The 14,855-nt window shown below is 69.3% G+C and carries 22 protein-coding genes; 18 read left to right on the top strand and 4 right to left on the bottom strand.

The window, feature by feature from the left end; all coding sequences use genetic code 11:
* Window positions 1–184 precede the first annotated feature (184 nt).
* A complete protein-coding gene (locus CAP40_RS05850) occupies window positions 185–838 on the top strand; it encodes a hypothetical protein (RefSeq protein WP_086128347.1) in 654 nt (217 codons plus the stop codon).
* 58 nt (window positions 839–896) lie between these two features.
* Here CAP40_RS05850 and CAP40_RS05845 read toward each other — a convergent pair whose 3' ends face one another.
* Entirely contained in the window at window positions 897–1,511 is a 615-nt protein-coding gene (locus CAP40_RS05845) for a winged helix-turn-helix transcriptional regulator (RefSeq protein ID WP_256924030.1), read from the bottom strand.
* 159 nt (window positions 1,512–1,670) lie between these two features.
* Between CAP40_RS05845 and CAP40_RS05840 the strand changes: the two genes are divergently transcribed.
* The 8 genes from CAP40_RS05840 to CAP40_RS05805 are packed head-to-tail and all read left to right on the top strand — an operon-like array spanning window position 1,671 to window position 6,220.
* On the top strand, window positions 1,671–2,363 hold the full coding sequence (locus tag CAP40_RS05840; protein ID WP_086128345.1) for a DUF899 family protein: 693 nt from the start codon (window positions 1,671–1,673) through the stop codon (window positions 2,361–2,363).
* A gap of 23 nt (window positions 2,364–2,386) precedes the next feature.
* Window positions 2,387–2,827 (top strand): VOC family protein, encoded by a 441-nt coding sequence (locus CAP40_RS05835; RefSeq protein WP_086128344.1) that lies wholly within the window; start codon window positions 2,387–2,389, stop codon window positions 2,825–2,827.
* 26 nt (window positions 2,828–2,853) lie between these two features.
* Entirely contained in the window at window positions 2,854–3,237 is a 384-nt protein-coding gene (locus CAP40_RS05830) for a DoxX family protein (protein ID WP_086128343.1), read from the top strand.
* Window positions 3,238–3,262: 25 nt separating this feature from the next.
* Complete coding sequence (locus CAP40_RS05825) at window positions 3,263–3,742, top strand: VOC family protein (protein ID WP_086128342.1); 480 nt, start codon at window positions 3,263–3,265, stop codon at window positions 3,740–3,742.
* Between the two features lie 10 nt (window positions 3,743–3,752).
* On the top strand, window positions 3,753–4,406 hold the full coding sequence (locus CAP40_RS05820) for a glutathione S-transferase family protein (RefSeq protein ID WP_086128341.1): 654 nt from the start codon (window positions 3,753–3,755) through the stop codon (window positions 4,404–4,406).
* 24 nt (window positions 4,407–4,430) lie between these two features.
* Window positions 4,431–4,787, top strand: coding sequence for a DUF1428 domain-containing protein (locus CAP40_RS05815; RefSeq protein ID WP_086128340.1), 357 nt, complete (start codon window positions 4,431–4,433; stop codon window positions 4,785–4,787).
* Window positions 4,784–5,566: a VOC family protein gene (locus CAP40_RS05810; protein ID WP_086128339.1), complete on the top strand. Its 783-nt coding sequence runs from the start codon at window positions 4,784–4,786 to the stop codon at window positions 5,564–5,566. Before CAP40_RS05815 ends, CAP40_RS05810 begins: the two co-directional genes overlap by 4 nt.
* 6 nt (window positions 5,567–5,572) lie before the next feature.
* A complete protein-coding gene (locus CAP40_RS05805) occupies window positions 5,573–6,220 on the top strand; it encodes a glutathione S-transferase family protein (protein ID WP_086128338.1) in 648 nt (215 codons plus the stop codon).
* Window positions 6,221–6,333: 113 nt separating this feature from the next.
* Here the strand turns inward: CAP40_RS05805 and CAP40_RS05800 are convergent, their stop codons facing one another.
* The gene (locus tag CAP40_RS05800; protein WP_256924045.1) at window positions 6,334–6,876 is read right to left on the bottom strand and encodes a J domain-containing protein; all 543 of its coding nucleotides are present in this window, start codon (window positions 6,874–6,876) and stop codon (window positions 6,334–6,336) included.
* 108 nt (window positions 6,877–6,984) lie between these two features.
* Between CAP40_RS05800 and CAP40_RS05795 the strand changes: the two genes are divergently transcribed.
* The 4 genes from CAP40_RS05795 to CAP40_RS05780 all read left to right on the top strand — a co-directional run bounded on the left by CAP40_RS05795 (window position 6,985) and on the right by CAP40_RS05780 (window position 9,437).
* Complete coding sequence (locus CAP40_RS05795; protein WP_086128337.1) at window positions 6,985–7,269, top strand: BolA family transcriptional regulator; 285 nt, start codon at window positions 6,985–6,987, stop codon at window positions 7,267–7,269.
* Window positions 7,270–7,374: 105 nt separating this feature from the next.
* Entirely contained in the window at window positions 7,375–8,274 is a 900-nt protein-coding gene (locus CAP40_RS05790) for a pirin family protein (protein WP_086128488.1), read from the top strand.
* A gap of 43 nt (window positions 8,275–8,317) precedes the next feature.
* On the top strand, window positions 8,318–8,482 hold the full coding sequence (locus CAP40_RS05785; protein ID WP_256924029.1) for a hypothetical protein: 165 nt from the start codon (window positions 8,318–8,320) through the stop codon (window positions 8,480–8,482).
* Between the two features lie 55 nt (window positions 8,483–8,537).
* Window positions 8,538–9,437 carry an alpha/beta fold hydrolase gene (locus CAP40_RS05780; protein ID WP_086128335.1) on the top strand — a complete coding sequence of 300 codons (900 nt, stop codon included), beginning with the start codon at window positions 8,538–8,540 and terminating at the stop codon, window positions 9,435–9,437.
* Window positions 9,438–9,465: 28 nt separating this feature from the next.
* Here CAP40_RS05780 and CAP40_RS05775 read toward each other — a convergent pair whose 3' ends face one another.
* Window positions 9,466–9,846 (bottom strand): DUF6157 family protein, encoded by a 381-nt coding sequence (locus tag CAP40_RS05775; RefSeq protein ID WP_086128334.1) that lies wholly within the window; start codon window positions 9,844–9,846, stop codon window positions 9,466–9,468.
* A complete protein-coding gene (locus CAP40_RS05770) occupies window positions 9,843–10,880 on the bottom strand; it encodes a DUF2332 domain-containing protein (protein ID WP_256924028.1) in 1,038 nt (345 codons plus the stop codon). Before CAP40_RS05770 ends, CAP40_RS05775 begins: the two co-directional genes overlap by 4 nt.
* A 124-nt stretch (window positions 10,881–11,004) precedes the next feature.
* Here CAP40_RS05770 and hisG point away from each other — a divergent pair, with 124 nt between their 5' ends.
* From hisG to thiL, 5 genes are all read left to right on the top strand, one after another.
* The gene (hisG, locus tag CAP40_RS05765) at window positions 11,005–11,658 is read left to right on the top strand and encodes an ATP phosphoribosyltransferase (protein WP_086128332.1); all 654 of its coding nucleotides are present in this window, start codon (window positions 11,005–11,007) and stop codon (window positions 11,656–11,658) included.
* Window positions 11,655–12,947, top strand: a complete 1,293-nt coding sequence (hisD, locus tag CAP40_RS05760; protein ID WP_086128331.1) for a histidinol dehydrogenase — start codon at window positions 11,655–11,657, stop codon at window positions 12,945–12,947. The genes hisG and hisD overlap by 4 nt, the downstream gene beginning before the upstream one ends.
* A complete protein-coding gene (locus tag CAP40_RS05755; RefSeq protein WP_086128330.1) occupies window positions 12,947–13,336 on the top strand; it encodes a hypothetical protein in 390 nt (129 codons plus the stop codon). Before hisD ends, CAP40_RS05755 begins: the two co-directional genes overlap by 1 nt.
* A gap of 90 nt (window positions 13,337–13,426) precedes the next feature.
* Window positions 13,427–13,888: a transcription antitermination factor NusB gene (gene nusB, locus CAP40_RS05750; RefSeq protein WP_086128487.1), complete on the top strand. Its 462-nt coding sequence runs from the start codon at window positions 13,427–13,429 to the stop codon at window positions 13,886–13,888.
* A gap of 114 nt (window positions 13,889–14,002) precedes the next feature.
* On the top strand, window positions 14,003–14,842 hold the full coding sequence (thiL, locus tag CAP40_RS05745; RefSeq protein WP_086128329.1) for a thiamine-phosphate kinase: 840 nt from the start codon (window positions 14,003–14,005) through the stop codon (window positions 14,840–14,842).
* Window positions 14,843–14,855: the final 13 nt, after the last annotated feature.

Genomic DNA, 14,855 nt, shown 5'->3' with positions numbered 1-14,855 from the left:
GTCTTCGGATCCTTCCGTCGCCAGAGCGACTAGAAGCTCCCGTGCCGCACTGCAACGGGCATCGCGCAAAACGCACCGACGTCGCCTTCCGCCGCAAGCCCTTTCCTCGAATCGGCTTTCATGGGATCATGACGCCACAGTAACGGGCGCGCGCACCTACCGATCCATTTCTCTGGGGAAGACAATGAACGGGAAGCTGTTGTTCCTGGCGCTGCTCGCGCCGCTCGCCGGTTGCGATTGGGGCCAGCAGCCTCCCCCGCCCCCGCGGCGTCCGCCGCCGCCGGTGGTCCGCCCGGTCGATCGCGGGCCGAACTGGCTCGATCCCGTCCCCTATTGCGAAGGCGCGCTGCGGCGCGGCGAATGGCTGGTCTGCGACAACAAGGGCCTGAACTGGCTGCACCGCACGCTGGCCGGCCAATGGGCGGAGGAGCGCCAGGGCGCCGACCGCCAACGGCTCTGGGTCCAGCGCCAGCAGCTCCAGGCGCTGCTCAGCGAGCGCGACGCCTGCCAGACGGCGGAATGCGTCGGCACTGCCTATCGCCGCTATCTCAAGGCGCCGCCCCGCTGGACGCAGCCGCCGGAATGGCGGCCCGCCCCGTCGCCGCGGCCGGTCCACTATCGCCCCCGCGAGAAGCGCCTGAACTGGCGCGACAACGGCCCGAGCTGCGCATCGAAGATCGGCTGGCAGAAGGCGGCGCTGCTCGCGCGCCAGTGCACGGTGGTCAATCCCGACGGCCAATGCGGGCCGCAGCGGGGCTGCGAGACGCTGAAGACGATGATCCTCGACGGCTGCTGGGACATGGGCGATCGCCGCCCGGGCTTCTGCAACCGGACCTAGGGACGCCCATGCCGTCCCCGCTTTCGCGAGCGAGGATGACGCCGATAGCAGGCCGCCCTTAGTCGTTCTCGAACCTGGGCAAGCCGAACAGATCGACGAAGCGCTGGGCCAGCGCGACGTCGCCGGTGACGGCCACGCGCCCCTCGCGGATCGATTCGGCGAGCGGCTGCGGACCATAGAAGGTCGCGGCGAGCGGAGTCGGCACGCCTTCGAAGATCACGTCGGCGCCAGCGGGGTCGCCGCGCTCGATCACCAGCCCGCCATCCACGATCGTCGCGCGGAACGGCTCGCCGCCGATGCGGAAGCCGAGGTCGATCGAGAGCCCTTGCGCGCCCTCGCGATTCATCATCGTCTTGAGCGAAAGCATGAAGGCGCCGTTGCTGAGCGGCAGCGTGACGTCGTGCGCGGGAGAACCCGCCGCCCAGCGGCTGAGCGCGAAGATCGGCTCCTCCAGCGCCGCGCCCCAGCGGGTCAATTCATACACCTGGGCATTGACCGGCGAGGGGAGCTGCCGGCGGCGCAGGATGCCGCCCTTCTCCAGCCCCTCGAGCCGCTGGGTGAGGATATTGGCGCTGAGCCCCTCCAGCGCGCCGCGAATCTCGCCGAAGCGACGCGGCCCCAGCAGCAGCTCGCGAACAATCAGCAGCGACCAGCGTTCTCCGATCAGATCCATCGCGAGCGCCGTCCCGCACGCGTCCTGATACCAGCGGCGAGCCTTTGCGAAATCCGAGTTAGTTATTTTTTGTGACTCCATAGTTGCTTTTAATAACCGAGTCGGGCATCAGGATCAAGAAAGCGATTCGCCGACCACCCAAAGCGGAGGTTTAGTCCGATGACATTGGTTCCCGCCGCAGAGCTGGCCGCGCGCGAGACGACGCGCTGGCCGGGCGAGTCCCCGGAATATCGTGCCGCGCGCACCGCGCTGCTCGCCGAGGAGATCGCGCTGCGCCGCCATCTGGAAAGCGTGGCCGAGCAGCGTCGCGCGCTGCCGTCGGGCCCGGAAGTGACCGGCGACTATGCGTTCCAGGGCGAAAACGGCGTGGCCCGCTTCACGGACCTGTTCGGCCCGCACGATACGCTGGTGGTCTATACCTATATGTTCGGCCCGCAGCGCGAACGGCCCTGCCCGATGTGCACTTCCCTGCTGTCGGCCTGGGACGGCGAGGCGCCCGACATCCTCCGGCGCACCGGCCTGGCGGTGATCGCGCGATCGCCGATCGGCAAGCTCGCGGCGTTCAAGGCCGAGCGCGGCTGGCGGCATCTCCCGCTCTATTCCGACGGCGACCAGGCGTTCAGCCGCGACTATGGCGCGATCGCTCCCGACGGCTCGGACATTCCGCAGCTGCTGGTCTTCACCCGGCGCGACGGCACCCCCCGCCTGTTCTGGGCGGGGGAGATGGGCCCGGACAGTGCCGATCCCGGCCAGGACCCGCGCGGCGCGCCCGACCTGATGCCGCTCTGGACCATCCTCGATTCCACGCCCGAGGGCCGGGGGACCGACTGGTATCCCTCCCTCACCTACTGAACCAAATCCCCAGGAGAGAAAACATGCCCCAGATGATCTTCGTCAACCTGCCCGTGACCGATGTCGCCCGGTCGACCGCCTTCTACGAAGCGATCGGCTGCACCAAGGACGCCCGCTTCAGCAACGAGCAGGCCTCGGCGATGCAGCTCAGCGACACGATCGTGTTCATGATCCTGTCGCGGGACTTCTTCAAAACCTTCACGCCGAAGCCGATCGCCGATGCCCATGCGGTGACCGAGGCGCTGATCTGCATCTCGCGCGACAGCCGCGAGGCGGTGGACGCGATCGTCGAGGCGGCGGGCAAGGCCGGCGGCAAGGCGGATATCCGCGAGAAGCAGGACATGGGCTTCATGTACGGCCGCAGCTTCGAGGATCCGGACGGCCATATCTTCGAGCCGATGTTCATGGATCTCGAGGCGGCGATGGCGGCGTTCCCCGACGGCCCCGCCCATGAGCCGGCCTGAGCGGACGCGAGGGAAGGAGACGCGGCATGAAGCGTGACTTCGCAATCGGCTGGGCGCTGAGCGGCCTCGTCATCCTGTTCCTGGCGATGGATGCGGGCGGCAAGCTCGTCGCGCCGGCAGCGATGATCGCCTACAGCCCGCCGCTCGGGATCGCCCCGGACGTGAACCTGTATCGCGAGCTCGGGCTGATCCTAGCGATCTGCACCATTCTCTATGCGGTGCCGCGCACCGCGGTGCTCGGCGCGATCCTGCTCACCGGCTATCTGGGCGGCGCGGTCGCGATGCACTTCCGGGTGGGCAGCCCGCTGTTCAGCTACACCTTGTTCGGCGTCTATCTGGGCGTGCTCGCCTGGGGCGGACTGTGGTTCCGCGATCCCCGCGTCCGCGCGCTGATCCCGATCGCCGGCTGATTTCAGAGTCCGAAGGAGAGGACCGATGGCAGACAAGATCACGACCGTCCTGTGGTTCGACCATGTGGCCGAGGAGGCCGCCAGCTTCTACGTCTCGCTGCTGCCCGACAGCCGGGTCGGCAGGATCTTCCGCGCGCCGGGCGACAATCCGAGCGGGAAGGAAGGCGCGGCACTGGTCGTCGAGTTCACCCTGGCCGGGCGCAGCTATGCCGGGCTGAACGGCGGCCCCAATTTCAAGCCGAACGAAAGCGTCTCGTTCCAGATCCTCACCGAGGACCAGGAAGAGACCGATCGCCTGTGGAACGCGATCGTCGGCAATGGCGGCGCGGAAAGCATGTGCGGCTGGTGTAAGGACAAATGGGGCTTCAACTGGCAGATTACCCCGCGTCGGCTGATCGAGCTCAATTTCAGCGACGATCCCGCAAGCGCGAAGCGGGCGTTCGAGGCGATGATGACGATGAAGAAGATCGACATCGCCACGATCGAAGCCGCGGCGCGCGGTTGAGGAGGATGCCATGACCGTCGAGATCACCGGTTTCAACTGGGTGCCCGATTTCGCGCGCGGCTATGTCCGCGATCTCAGGCCGCGCTGGGCCTGCGAGGAGATCGGCCTGCCCTATGCCATGCGGCTGATCAGTCCGGTCCCGCCCAAGCCCGCTTCCTATTTCAGGGAGCAGCCCTGGGGCCAGGTGCCGGTGCTGCACGATGGCGAGGTCCGGCTGTTCGAGAGCGGCGCGATCCTGCTCCATTTGGCCGAGAAGGACACGCGGCTGCTGTCGCATGATCCGCAGCAGCGGGCGACGAGCATCGCCTGGCTGTTCGCGGCGCTCAACAGCGTCGAGCCCGGACTGTTCGAACTGGGCAACGTCACGCTGTTCTCCAAGGACGCGGAATGGGCGAAGCTGCGCCTGCCGAGCCTGATGGAGGACATGGGCAAGCGGCTGGATCGGCTCGCCGATGCGCTGGGCGAGCGCGAATGGCTGGGCGACGGCTTCAGCGTTGCCGACATCGCGATGGTGACGGTGCTGCGCAACGCCGACGGCAGCACGCTGATCACGTCGCGCCCCGCTTTGGCCGCCTATGTCGAGCGCGGCATGGCGCGGCCCGCCTTCCGGCGCGCGATGGCGGCGCAGCTCGCGGATTTCCAGCCCGCGCCGGTCGCGGCCTGACAAAGACGGAAGAGGAGAGTGAAAATGGCTTATATCGACGGTTTCGTCGCGCCGGCGCGCGACCGGGAATCCTATCTGGCGATGGCCAGGAAGGCTGCCCCGATCTTCATCGAACATGGCGCGCTGCGCGTGGTGGAAGGCTTTGGCCATGACGTGCCGCGCGGCAAGGTGACCGACTTCTACATGGCGGTGAAGGCCGAGGAGAGCGAGACGCCGGTCTTCTCCTGGATCGAATGGCCCGACAAGGCGACGCGCGATTCGGGCTGGGAGAAGGTGATGGCGGACGAGCGGATGAAGCCCGAGGGCGAGATGCCGTTCGACGGCCAGCGCATGTTCTGGGGCGGTTTCGAGGCGATCGTGGACACGGGAGCAGGCAAATGAACGCGCATGGAAGCTTCATCTGGTACGAGCTGGTTACCGGAGACTCCGCCAAGGCCAAGGCCTTCTACGATTCGGTCTGCGGCTGGAACATCGATGCCGAGCCCGCCCCGGGCGGCATGGACTATCGCATGATCAACGCGGCCGACGGCCAGGCCGGCGGCGTGATGCAGCTCAATGCCGACATGATCGCCGGCGGCGCCCGGCCCACGTGGCTCGGCTATCTCGGCGTCGATGACGTCGATGCATCGGTCGCCGCGGTGGTCGCGGCCGGCGGGCAGGTGCACCTTCCCGCCTTCGACATCCCCGATGTCGGCCGGCTGGCGATGGTCACCGATCCGCAGGGCGTGCCCTTCTATGTGATGCGCGGCGCCTCGCCGCAAACCAGCACCGCCTATCAGCGGATGGGCCTCGGCCATGTCGCGTGGAACGAGCTGCTCGCGCCCGACGATGCCGCCGCGCTCGCCTTCTACGAAAAGCTGTTCGCCATCACCAAGGTGGGCGGCATGCCGATGGGCGAGATGGGCGAGTACAGCTTCATCGCCAATGGCGACAGCAAGGGCGAGGCGGTCGGCGCGATCATGCGCGTGCAGCCGGGCACTCCTCCGGGCTGGCGCTTCTATGTCCGCGTGCCCGACATCACCGACGCGATCGCCAAGGTCGAGGCCGGCGGCGGCCAGGTCGTGTGGGGGCCCGAGCAGGTGCCCGGCGGCGAATGGGTGATCAGCATCGTCGATCCCGAGGGCGTGGCCTGCGGCTTCGTCTCGCCCGGCAAGAGCTGAGCCGCGATGACCGCCACCATCACGGCGTTCGAACGGTCGCCCGATGGCGGCAAGGGGCTGGCGCGCGACACGCGGGTGCGCTGGGCACTCGAGGAGACGGGCCAGCCCTATGCGGTCCGGCTCGTCTCCTTCGCCGCGATGAAGGCGCCCGCGCATCTCGCGCTGCACCCCTTCGGCCAGATCCCCACCTATGAGGAAGGCGACCTCGCCCTGTTCGAGACCGGGGCGATCGTGTTCCACCTTGCCGAGCGGCATGCGGGCCTGCTGCCCGACGACCCCGATGCGCGGGCCCGGGCAATCGCCTGGATGTTCGCCGCGGTGAACACGGTGGAGCCGCCGATCCTCGACCTTGCGACCGCGCTGTTCCAGGAGGGCGCGCAGCCCTGGACCCAGGACCGCCTGCCGCTGGTCAAGGACCGCATCCGCGCCCGGCTGGGGCAGCTCTCGACGCATCTCGGCGACGCCGAATGGCTCGACGGCGCGTTCAGTGCGGGCGACCTGATGATGGTCTCGGTGCTGCTCCGCTGCCGCCCCTCGGGCCTGCTCGACGAATATCCGAACCTCGCCGCCTACGTGGCGCGCGGCGAGGGCCGACCGGCCTATCGGCGGGCCTTCGCGGACCAGCTGGCGGTGAACACCCGGCCGGCGGACTAGGCGAAGCGGCACTCGGGTTGCGGGATTGGCTTGGCGAGCCGGAACACTTCGAACCAACTTCTTCCGTCACCCTGAACTCGTTTCAGGGTCCAACCCGCCACCGACGATACCGCCTAGGCAAAGGCGGGCGAGCCCTTGAGCGTCTGATACGCTTCGATCACCCGCTGGAGCCGGCCTTCATGGCTGCGGTCGCCGCCATTGCGATCGGGGTGGAACCTGCGGACCAGTTCGGAATAGCGCTTGCGCAGTGCCGTGCGGTCGGCATCGATTGCGAGGTCGAGGACCTTGAGCGCCTCGCGGTCCTTGCCCGAGAGCGGCTTGCCGTCCTTGCGCTCCGCCCGGTCCTTCATGCGATCCTTGAAGCGCGCGCCGATCGCATCCAGCGGATCGGCGAAATCCGCCCAGCGCGGCGGCCTGTCGGCGCCGCCCGTGCCCGAAAAGGCACGCGTCTCGCGCTCCCAGCCGGCATAGGGGCGCTGGGCGTCATGGATCTCGTCGGGCGTCATGCCCTGGAAGAAATTATAGCCCGAGTTGAACGCGCGGACGTGATCGAGGCACAGCCAGCGATACTCGCCCGGCCCGTCATAGCCGCCACGCGCATGGCCCATCGGCGCGCGGAACTCGCCCGGTTCGGTGCAGCCCGGCTCGGCGCACAACCGCCCCGGCGCCTCCACCCGGCCGTGGAAACGGGCGTTCGGCCTGTCCTTCCTGTGCTGGCCCTCGGCCACGCTACCTCCCTTGCGCAAACCGCCTATATAGGCGCGATGACCGACACTGCCACCGGCGGACTCGCCGACATCATCGCCGCCCGTCTCACCGCCGCGCTCGCCCCGGCGCATCTCGAAGTGATCAACGACAGCCATCACCATGCCGGCCATCTGGGCGACGACGGCACCGGCGAATCGCACTGGACCGTGGTGGTCGAGAGCGGAGCCTTTCAGGGCCTGTCGCGCGTTCAGCGCCAGCGCCTGATCAACAACGCGCTCGCCGACCTGCTCGTCTCGCGCATCCACGCATTGGCGATCCGGGCCCGCGCGCCGGGAGAATGAGCCGGTGCCGCGCGGCGGAACCGCACGATCGGAAATCCTGCCTTTCCAAAGCGTGGCTGTCCGCCGCCGGCCGGCCGAGCTATGCCGCTCTCCAAGGAGAGCATCATGACCGACGACCTGTTCCTCCAGACCATCACTCCCACCACCCATGATCTGGGCGGCTTCAAGGTCCACCGCACGCTGCCTTCCCGGCCGCGGACGATGGTGGGGCCCTTCATCTTCTTCGACCAGATGGGCCCGGCGCGGCTGGACGTCGGCACCGGCATCGACGTGCGCCCGCACCCGCACATCAACCTCGCCACCGTCACCTATCTCTATGCCGGCGCGATCGACCATCGCGACTCGCTCGGCACCTTCGCCACGATCGAGCCGGGCGCGGTGAACCTGATGACCGCCGGGCGCGGCATCGTCCATTCGGAACGCTCGCCCAGCGCCGAGCGCGCGAAGGGCCCGGAGCTGTCCGGCATCCAGACCTGGCTCGCCCTGCCCGAGGCGAACGAGGAAATGGCCCCGGCCTTCGAGCATGTCGGCGCCGGCGAACTGCCGCTCGTCGAGACGCCCGGCGCGCGCTGCCGGGTGATCATGGGCGAGCTGTGGGGCGCCAGGGCGCCCACCACCACCTATGCCCAGACCATCTATGCCGATATCGCGCTCGACGCGGGCGGCGCGGTGCCGATCGATCCCTCCGCCGACGAGCGCGCCATCTATCTTGCCTATGGCGATGCCAGCATCGACGGGATCGAGATGGAAGTCTCCACGCTCTACATCCTGCGCCCCGGCATCACCGCGATCCTGCGCTCCACCGGCGCCGCACGCGTGATGCTGTGCGGCGGCGAGGATTTCGCGACGCCGCGCCACGTCTGGTGGAACTTCGTCTCCTCCAGCCGCGACCGCATCAACCAGGCCAAGGAAGACTGGAAGGCGGGCAACTTCCCCAAGGTGCCGGGCGACGACAAGGAGTTCATCCCGATCCCCGAAGTGCCGAAGACGGTGAGCTATCCCTAGGACGCGGCTCAGCATCTGCCGGCGCAAGCGGCGCTATGCGACGATGCCCGATGCGCTGGACGCGATCCGCGCATCGGGGCTGGCGCTGCGCCCCTATCGCTGCGACCGCTGCTTCCATTATCACCTGACCAGCCGCACCAGGGGCAAGCGCGCGATACGGCCCGGACAGCCGCCATTATCGACACGCGGGCGCGAGGATGACGGTTGAGGATGGGTCGCCCCCGGCCTACCCTGTGGCAAAGAGACAAGCGGGAAAGGCAGACATGGCCGATTTCGAACTCCGGCAGATCACGCTTCCCACCGGCGTGGCGCTGAACGTCGCCATCGCGGGCGATCCCGCCGCGCCGCCGGTCCTGCTGCTCCACGGCTTCCCCGAATCGCACCGCACCTGGCGCCACCAGATCCCGGCGCTGGCCCGCGACCATTTCGTCATCGCGCCCGACCAGCGCGGCTTCGGCCATTCCGCCCGCCCCGAAGGCGTGGCGCACTATACGCCCGACAAGCCCGTGGCGGACCTGCTCGCGCTGGCCGATCATTTCGGGCTCGCGCCCTTCACCCTGGCTGGGCACGACTGGGGCGGCGCCATCGCCTGGATGGCGGCGCTGCAGAACCCGCAGCGCATCGCTCGGCTGATCATCGTCAACGCCCCGCACCCGCTGGTCTTCCAGCGCAGCCTGTTCGACGATCCGGCCCAGCGCGAGGCCAGCCAGTACATCACTGCGTTCCGCAACCCCGATTTCGAGCAGTTCCTCGCGCGGATCGGGCTGGAGAATTTCTTCGACACCACTTTCGCCAAGCATGCCGATCCGGCGCTGCTCGCGCCCGAGAAGCCCGCCTATCTCGACGAATGGAGCCAGCCCGGCGCGATGACCGCGATGCTGAACTGGTACCGCGCCAGCACCATCCAGGTGCCCGCCCCGGGCGATACGCCGGAGCGGCCGCCCTGGCTCGACGCGCCCTTCCCGCCGCTCGGCCAGCCGACGCTGGTGATCTGGGGGATGCGGGACAGCGCGCTGCTGCCCGTCCAGCTCGACGGACTGGACGCGCTGGTGCCGGACCTGACCCTGGTGCGCATCGCGGACGCCGGCCATTTCGTGCCCTGGGAAAGGCCCGATGCGGTGGCCGAGGCGATGCGGGACTGGCTCGCCGCGCGGAACGGCTGAGGACCGCGCGTTTGGCGCACCCTTGACCCTAGCGCGCCCGGCGCATCCCGGGCGCCTTGGCGACCGAAGGATCGTCGAGCAGCCGGCGATATTCGGCACTCTCCATGCCGAGCAGCGCGATCCGGCTCTCGCCATCGTGATGCACGCCCCAGCCGAACTGCTTCACCAGCGGCGAGGCGCGCAGGCACGCCTGGGGCCTGGCGAAGAAATCCTCGCGGCTCTTGTCCCCGCCACGTGCGCGATATGCCGCGAAGATCAGGTCGTCGCTGGTCATCGCATAGGGCTTGGCGAGCAGCGCACGCTGCACCGCCGCCACCGTTCCCGGCTTCCCGGGCACGATGCCCTGTTGCACCGGAGTGTCCGGAGACGCGGTGATCAGCGTGTCGCGATAATTGGTCGACTTCGTCACAGGCGCACCTCGGCCGCGGCATCGAGGAGAATGCCCTGCTCGCTGCTGCGTTCCGCGCCGGGGCGGACCCATGCGGCATGGGCGTGCGCGGTGGCAACCACCACGCGCGGCCCGCCATCGGGCCAGGCCCGCACGCTCACCACCTGCTCGCCGAGCGCGCGATCGGGCTCCATCGCCACCCAGGCGAGCGGCCGTTCGGGCGTGGCCGCGGCACCGGCCGCCTCCATCGCGGCGCGGATGCGTGCGGTGCTCGCATCGGGAACATATTGCCAGACCACCGAATGCATCAGCACGCGCGTGACCCCCGCTTCCTGCGGCTCGGCCAGGCGCGCCTCCACCCAGTCGGCCGCATCGGCGCGGGCCAGGTTCACGCCACTCGCGCGCACCATCGCGATCGCCTTGCGCAGCCGGTCGAGCCGCATCGGCGTCTCGGCCCAGACATAGGCGGAAAGCCGCGCCTCCACCGCCGGATCGGTAACGTCGAGCGGCGCCACGTCGCAGCCCCGGGTCGAGACGATCTCCAGCGGCGGCAGCGCGGGCGGGTCGCCGAGCCATGCCGGCGCGATCGTGACGGGCGAATCGGCCGGCCCGAGCAGCGCGCCGCCCAGATCGAAGCGATAGCGATCGATCAGCAGGTTAAGCCCGCCGCTCGATCCGATCTCCAATATCTCCAGCTTCGGGCCATGGCGCCGCGCCACGTCGATCAGCCCGACGATCAGCGCGCCCGAACGGCCCGGCTCGTTGGTCTGCGGGGGGCCGTCGAGCCAGGGGAGCAGGGCGGCATCGTTGCGCGCCAGCACGCGGTTGAGCGCCGCCTGCAACGCTTCGCCCGCCAGCCTGCCCGCGAACGCCTCGGCCAGCTCCGGGTCGCTGCCCGCCAGCACCAGCGCGTGCAGCCCGCCGACCAGCCGCAGCGGCAGCGCGTCGCGAGTCGGCTCGCCCGGCCAGTCGAGCACGCGGCGGCCGGTTTCGCTGCCGCGCGTCAGCCCGTCGGCGATCGCCGCGCAGATGTCCGCATAGATGGGCGCGTCCATCTTGCGGCAATAGAATTCCTGGATCCGAAACGCGCCGCGGTTATTCTCTTCACTGGCCATAAGAATTACCTCCGCGGCGCGTCTGTTGCGCCCATGGGGTGCCCCTAGTAAAGCCCCGCCTTCGATGACCGAACCGCTGATCCTCGCCGTCCCCAAGGGACGTATCCTCGACGAGGCGCTGCCGCTGCTCGCCCGCGTCGGCATCGTGCCCGAGCCGGACTTCGCCGACGAGGGCTCGCGCGCGCTCCGCTTCCGGACCAACACCCCCGCGATCGACCTGATCCGCGTGCGGGCGTTCGACGTCGCCACCTTCGTCGCGCATGGGGCGGCGCAGCTGGGCATCGTCGGCTCGGACGTGCTCGCCGAGTTCGATTATTCGGAACTCTATGCCCCGGTGGACCTGGGAATCGGCCATTGCCGCATCTCGGTCGCCGAGCCGGCCGACCTGGCGGAACGGGACGATCCGCGCGGCTGGAGCCATGTCCGTGTCGCCACCAAATATCCGCACATCACCCGCGCCCATTTCGAGGCCCGCGGCGTGCAGGCGGAGTGCATCAAGCTCAACGGCGCGATGGAGCTGGCGCCCGTGCTGGGCCTGGCGCCGCGCATCGTCGACCTCGTTTCCTCGGGCCGCACGCTCAAGGAGAACGGGCTGGTCGAGGTAGAGGTGATCGCCGAAGTGAGCAGCCGGCTGATCGTCAACCGCGCCGCTTTCAAGACGCGCGCGACCGAAGTGGTGCCGCTGGTCGACGGGTTCCGCCGGGCGGTGGCCGCATGATCCGGCTGGACGCCGGCGATGCGGGCTTCGCCCGGGCGTTCGCCGATCTGGTCGACGCACGGCGCGAGGCCGACGAGGATGTCGCACGCGACGTGACCGCGATCGTCGCCCGGGTCCGGGCCGAGGGCGATGCGGCGCTCAGGGACCTCACCCGGCGCTTCGACCGGTTCGACCTCGACACCCAGGGCTGGAAGCTCGACCGCGCCGACTGCCTCGCCGCCTGGGAGGGGCTTTCCCCCGAGCTGCGCGACGCGCTGGAGCTCGCCGCCGAGCGGATCGCCGCCTATCACGCCAAGCAGAAGCCCGAGGATCGCGACGAGATCGACGCGCAGGGCATCAGGCTGGGCGCACGCTGGCGGGCGGTGGACGCGGCAGGCGTCTATGTGCCGGGCGGCCGGGCCGCCTATCCCAGCTCGGTGCTGATGAACGCGCTGCCGGCCAGGGCGGCGGGCGTCGGCCGGCTGGTGATGGTGACGCCGACGCCGGACGGCGAAGTGAACCCGCTCGTCCTCGCCGCCGCGCATCTTGCCGGCGTCGACGAGATCTGGCGCGTCGGCGGAGCGCAGGCGATCGCCGCGCTCGCTTATGGCACCGACAGGATCGCGCCGGTCGACGTGATCACCGGGCCGGGCAATGCCTGGGTGGCCGAGGCCAAGCGCCAGCTCTACGGCGTGGTCGGCATCGACATGGTCGCCGGGCCGAGCGAGATCGTGGTGGTCGCCGACGGCAGGAACGATGCCGACTGGATCGCCGCCGACCTGCTCAGCCAGGCCGAGCACGATCCCACCAGCCAGTCGATCCTGTTCACCGACGATGCCGGGTTCGCCGACAAGGTGGCCGAAGCGGTGGCGCGGGCGCTGGCCGCGCTCGCCACCGAGAAGACCGCGCGGGCGAGCTGGGAAGCGAACGGCGCGATCATCCTGGTGCCCGATCTCGTTTCCGCGATGCCGCTGGTCGATCGCCTGGCTCCCGAGCATCTCGAACTCGCCTGCGATGATGCCGAGGCGCTGTTCGACCTGGTCCGCCATGCCGGCTCCGTCTTCATCGGCCGCTACACGCCCGAGGCGGTGGGCGATTATGTCGCGGGTCCGAACCATGTCCTCCCCACCGGCCGCCGGGCGCGCTTCGCGTCGGGCCTGTCGGTGCTCGACTTCATGAAGCGGACCAGCTTCCTGTCGCTCGACCGGGACGGGCTGGCCGCCATCGGCCCGGCAGCCGTGGCGCTCGCCCATGCCGAGGGGCTGCCGGCGCACGCCGAGTCCGTCGCCATTCGCCTGAGGAGCAGCTGATGCGCACGCCCGATCTGGATGACGATGGCTGGTGCCTCGAAAGCGGGCTTGAGCGCCATCTCCTCCATCCCGAGAGCTTCGAAATCCCCGATGAGGCGACGCGCGCCGGCCTGCAGCCCGGCGACTTCGCCAAGCTGATCTTCGTGATCGCGGTCGAGGAGGATGACGAACCGATCGTCGAGCGGATGTGGGTCGTGGTGCGCGAGGCCGCGGACGGCACCTATTTCGGGCTGCTCGATAACGAGCCCGAGATCGACGAGAATGACGAGTTCTGGCTGGGTACCGAAGTGCCGTTCGGGCCGGAGCATGTGATCGAGGTGCAGGCGGGGAACGCCGAGAGCCGCGACTATGCCGCACGGGCGCCGCTCAAGGCCTGGCCGCGCGATTAGGCGCACCTCCCTCCTCGCAGGGGAGAGGGAGGGGCGCTCCTCACGCAAGACGCTTTGCCATCTCGGTCGAACGGACCTATGGGGCGCAGCATGCCTAGCCATCAAGCAAAGTCCCGTTCCAAGGCGCGCGCCGCCGCGCGCCTCGCCGCCGTGCAGGCGCTGTACCAGCACGAGATGGAAGCGACCTCGATCCCGGCGCTGCTCCACGAGTTCCACCACCATCGCCTGGGCGCGGTGATCGAGGACGTGGAATATGCCGAGGCCGACATCGCCTTTTTCGACGACATCGTGGTCGGCGTGACCGAGCGCCGCGACGAGATCGACCGGCTGATCGCCGCCAAGCTGACTGCCGACTGGAGCCTCGACCGGCTCGACAAGCCGATGCGCCAGATCCTGCGCGCCGGCACCTATGAGCTGATGGCGCGCAAGGACGTGCCCGTGGGCGCGGCGATCAGCGAGTATCTCGACGTCACCGACGCCTTTTACGATCGTCGCGAGAAGGGCTTCGTCAACGGCATCCTCGACGCCGTGGCCAAGGAAGTCCGGGGTTGATCCAAATCCTCCCCGAGCTCCGCTCGGGGAGGGGGACCGCGCGCCTTCGGCACGACCCCTCCACCATCCTTCGGATGATCCCCCTCCCCGAGACAAGTTCGGGGAGGATTTGAAGTGAACGAAGCCGAGTTCATCGCCGCGCTGCGCACCCTGCCGCTCCATCCGGGCGCCGAGGGCCTGCGCGACGATACGGCAACGCTGGCGATCGGCGGCGAGACGCTGATCCTCACCCATGACGCGATCGCCGAGGGCGTGCATTACCGCCCCGGCACCGATCCGTTCGACATCGCCTGGAAGCTGGTCGCGGTGAACCTGTCGGACCTGGCCGCCAAGGGTGCCGCGCCGCTGGGCGTGCTGATCGGCGCCGTGCTGGTGGAAGGGGCAGAGCGCTTCGTCGAGGGGCTGCGCGCGATCCTCACCGAATATGCCGTGCCGCTGCTCGGCGGCGACACCATCTCGGTCAAGCCCGCCACCTTCGGCTGCACCGCGATCGGCCGCGCCGGCGCCGCCGTGCCGCGCCGCGACGGCGGCCGGACGGGCGACGCGCTATGGGTGACCGGCACGATCGGCGCGGCGATGCTGGGGTTCGAGGCGGGCGACGGCGCCGCCTATCTCCGCCCGCGCCCGCGCCTCGCCGAGGGCCGCGCGCTCGCGCCGCACGTCCATGCGATGATGGACGTGTCGGACGGGCTTCTCCTCGACGCGTTCCGCCTCGCCGAAGCCAGCGGCTGCACCGTCGAGATCGCCCGGGCCGCCCTGCCCGTCGCTCCCGGCGCCGATCCGCTGCGCGCCGCGACCTGGGGCGACGATTACGAACTGCTCTTCGCCGCCCCCGCCGATTTCGCGCCGCCCGTGGCGGCCACGCGGATCGGCACGCTGACGGACAAGCGGGCCGTGCCGCTGCTGCTCGACGGCGCGGCACCCGATTTCCCGCTGGGCTACCAGCATCGCTGATCCGCTTGCGCTG

The organism is Sphingomonas sp. IBVSS2 (assembly GCF_002127225.1).
GTDB lineage: Bacteria > Pseudomonadota > Alphaproteobacteria > Sphingomonadales > Sphingomonadaceae > Sphingomonas.
The sequence above is the reverse complement of the archived record's forward strand: the minus strand, read 5'-3'. Positions and strand labels throughout refer to the sequence as shown.

Bases quoted from the DNA above. Each gene is read 5' to 3' on its own strand.
- CAP40_RS05850 (WP_086128347.1), top strand. From the start codon at position 185: ATGAACGGGAAGCTGTTGTTCCTGGCGCTGCTCGCGCCGCTCGCCGGT.
- CAP40_RS05845 (WP_256924030.1), bottom strand. From the start codon at position 1,511: ATGGATCTGATCGGAGAACGCTGGTCGCTGCTGATTGTTCGCGAGCTG.
- CAP40_RS05840 (WP_086128345.1), top strand. From the start codon at position 1,671: ATGACATTGGTTCCCGCCGCAGAGCTGGCCGCGCGCGAGACGACGCGC.
- CAP40_RS05835 (WP_086128344.1), top strand. From the start codon at position 2,387: ATGCCCCAGATGATCTTCGTCAACCTGCCCGTGACCGATGTCGCCCGG.
- CAP40_RS05830 (WP_086128343.1), top strand. From the start codon at position 2,854: ATGAAGCGTGACTTCGCAATCGGCTGGGCGCTGAGCGGCCTCGTCATC.
- CAP40_RS05825 (WP_086128342.1), top strand. From the start codon at position 3,263: ATGGCAGACAAGATCACGACCGTCCTGTGGTTCGACCATGTGGCCGAG.
- CAP40_RS05820 (WP_086128341.1), top strand. From the start codon at position 3,753: ATGACCGTCGAGATCACCGGTTTCAACTGGGTGCCCGATTTCGCGCGC.
- CAP40_RS05815 (WP_086128340.1), top strand. From the start codon at position 4,431: ATGGCTTATATCGACGGTTTCGTCGCGCCGGCGCGCGACCGGGAATCC.
- CAP40_RS05810 (WP_086128339.1), top strand. From the start codon at position 4,784: ATGAACGCGCATGGAAGCTTCATCTGGTACGAGCTGGTTACCGGAGAC.
- CAP40_RS05805 (WP_086128338.1), top strand. From the start codon at position 5,573: ATGACCGCCACCATCACGGCGTTCGAACGGTCGCCCGATGGCGGCAAG.
- CAP40_RS05795 (WP_086128337.1), top strand. From the start codon at position 6,985: ATGACCGACACTGCCACCGGCGGACTCGCCGACATCATCGCCGCCCGT.
- CAP40_RS05790 (WP_086128488.1), top strand. From the start codon at position 7,375: ATGACCGACGACCTGTTCCTCCAGACCATCACTCCCACCACCCATGAT.
- CAP40_RS05785 (WP_256924029.1), top strand. From the start codon at position 8,318: ATGCCCGATGCGCTGGACGCGATCCGCGCATCGGGGCTGGCGCTGCGC.
- CAP40_RS05780 (WP_086128335.1), top strand. From the start codon at position 8,538: ATGGCCGATTTCGAACTCCGGCAGATCACGCTTCCCACCGGCGTGGCG.
- CAP40_RS05770 (WP_256924028.1), bottom strand. From the start codon at position 10,880: ATGGACGCGCCCATCTATGCGGACATCTGCGCGGCGATCGCCGACGGG.
- hisG (WP_086128332.1), top strand. From the start codon at position 11,005: ATGACCGAACCGCTGATCCTCGCCGTCCCCAAGGGACGTATCCTCGAC.
- hisD (WP_086128331.1), top strand. From the start codon at position 11,655: ATGATCCGGCTGGACGCCGGCGATGCGGGCTTCGCCCGGGCGTTCGCC.
- CAP40_RS05755 (WP_086128330.1), top strand. From the start codon at position 12,947: ATGCGCACGCCCGATCTGGATGACGATGGCTGGTGCCTCGAAAGCGGG.
- nusB (WP_086128487.1), top strand. From the start codon at position 13,427: ATGCCTAGCCATCAAGCAAAGTCCCGTTCCAAGGCGCGCGCCGCCGCG.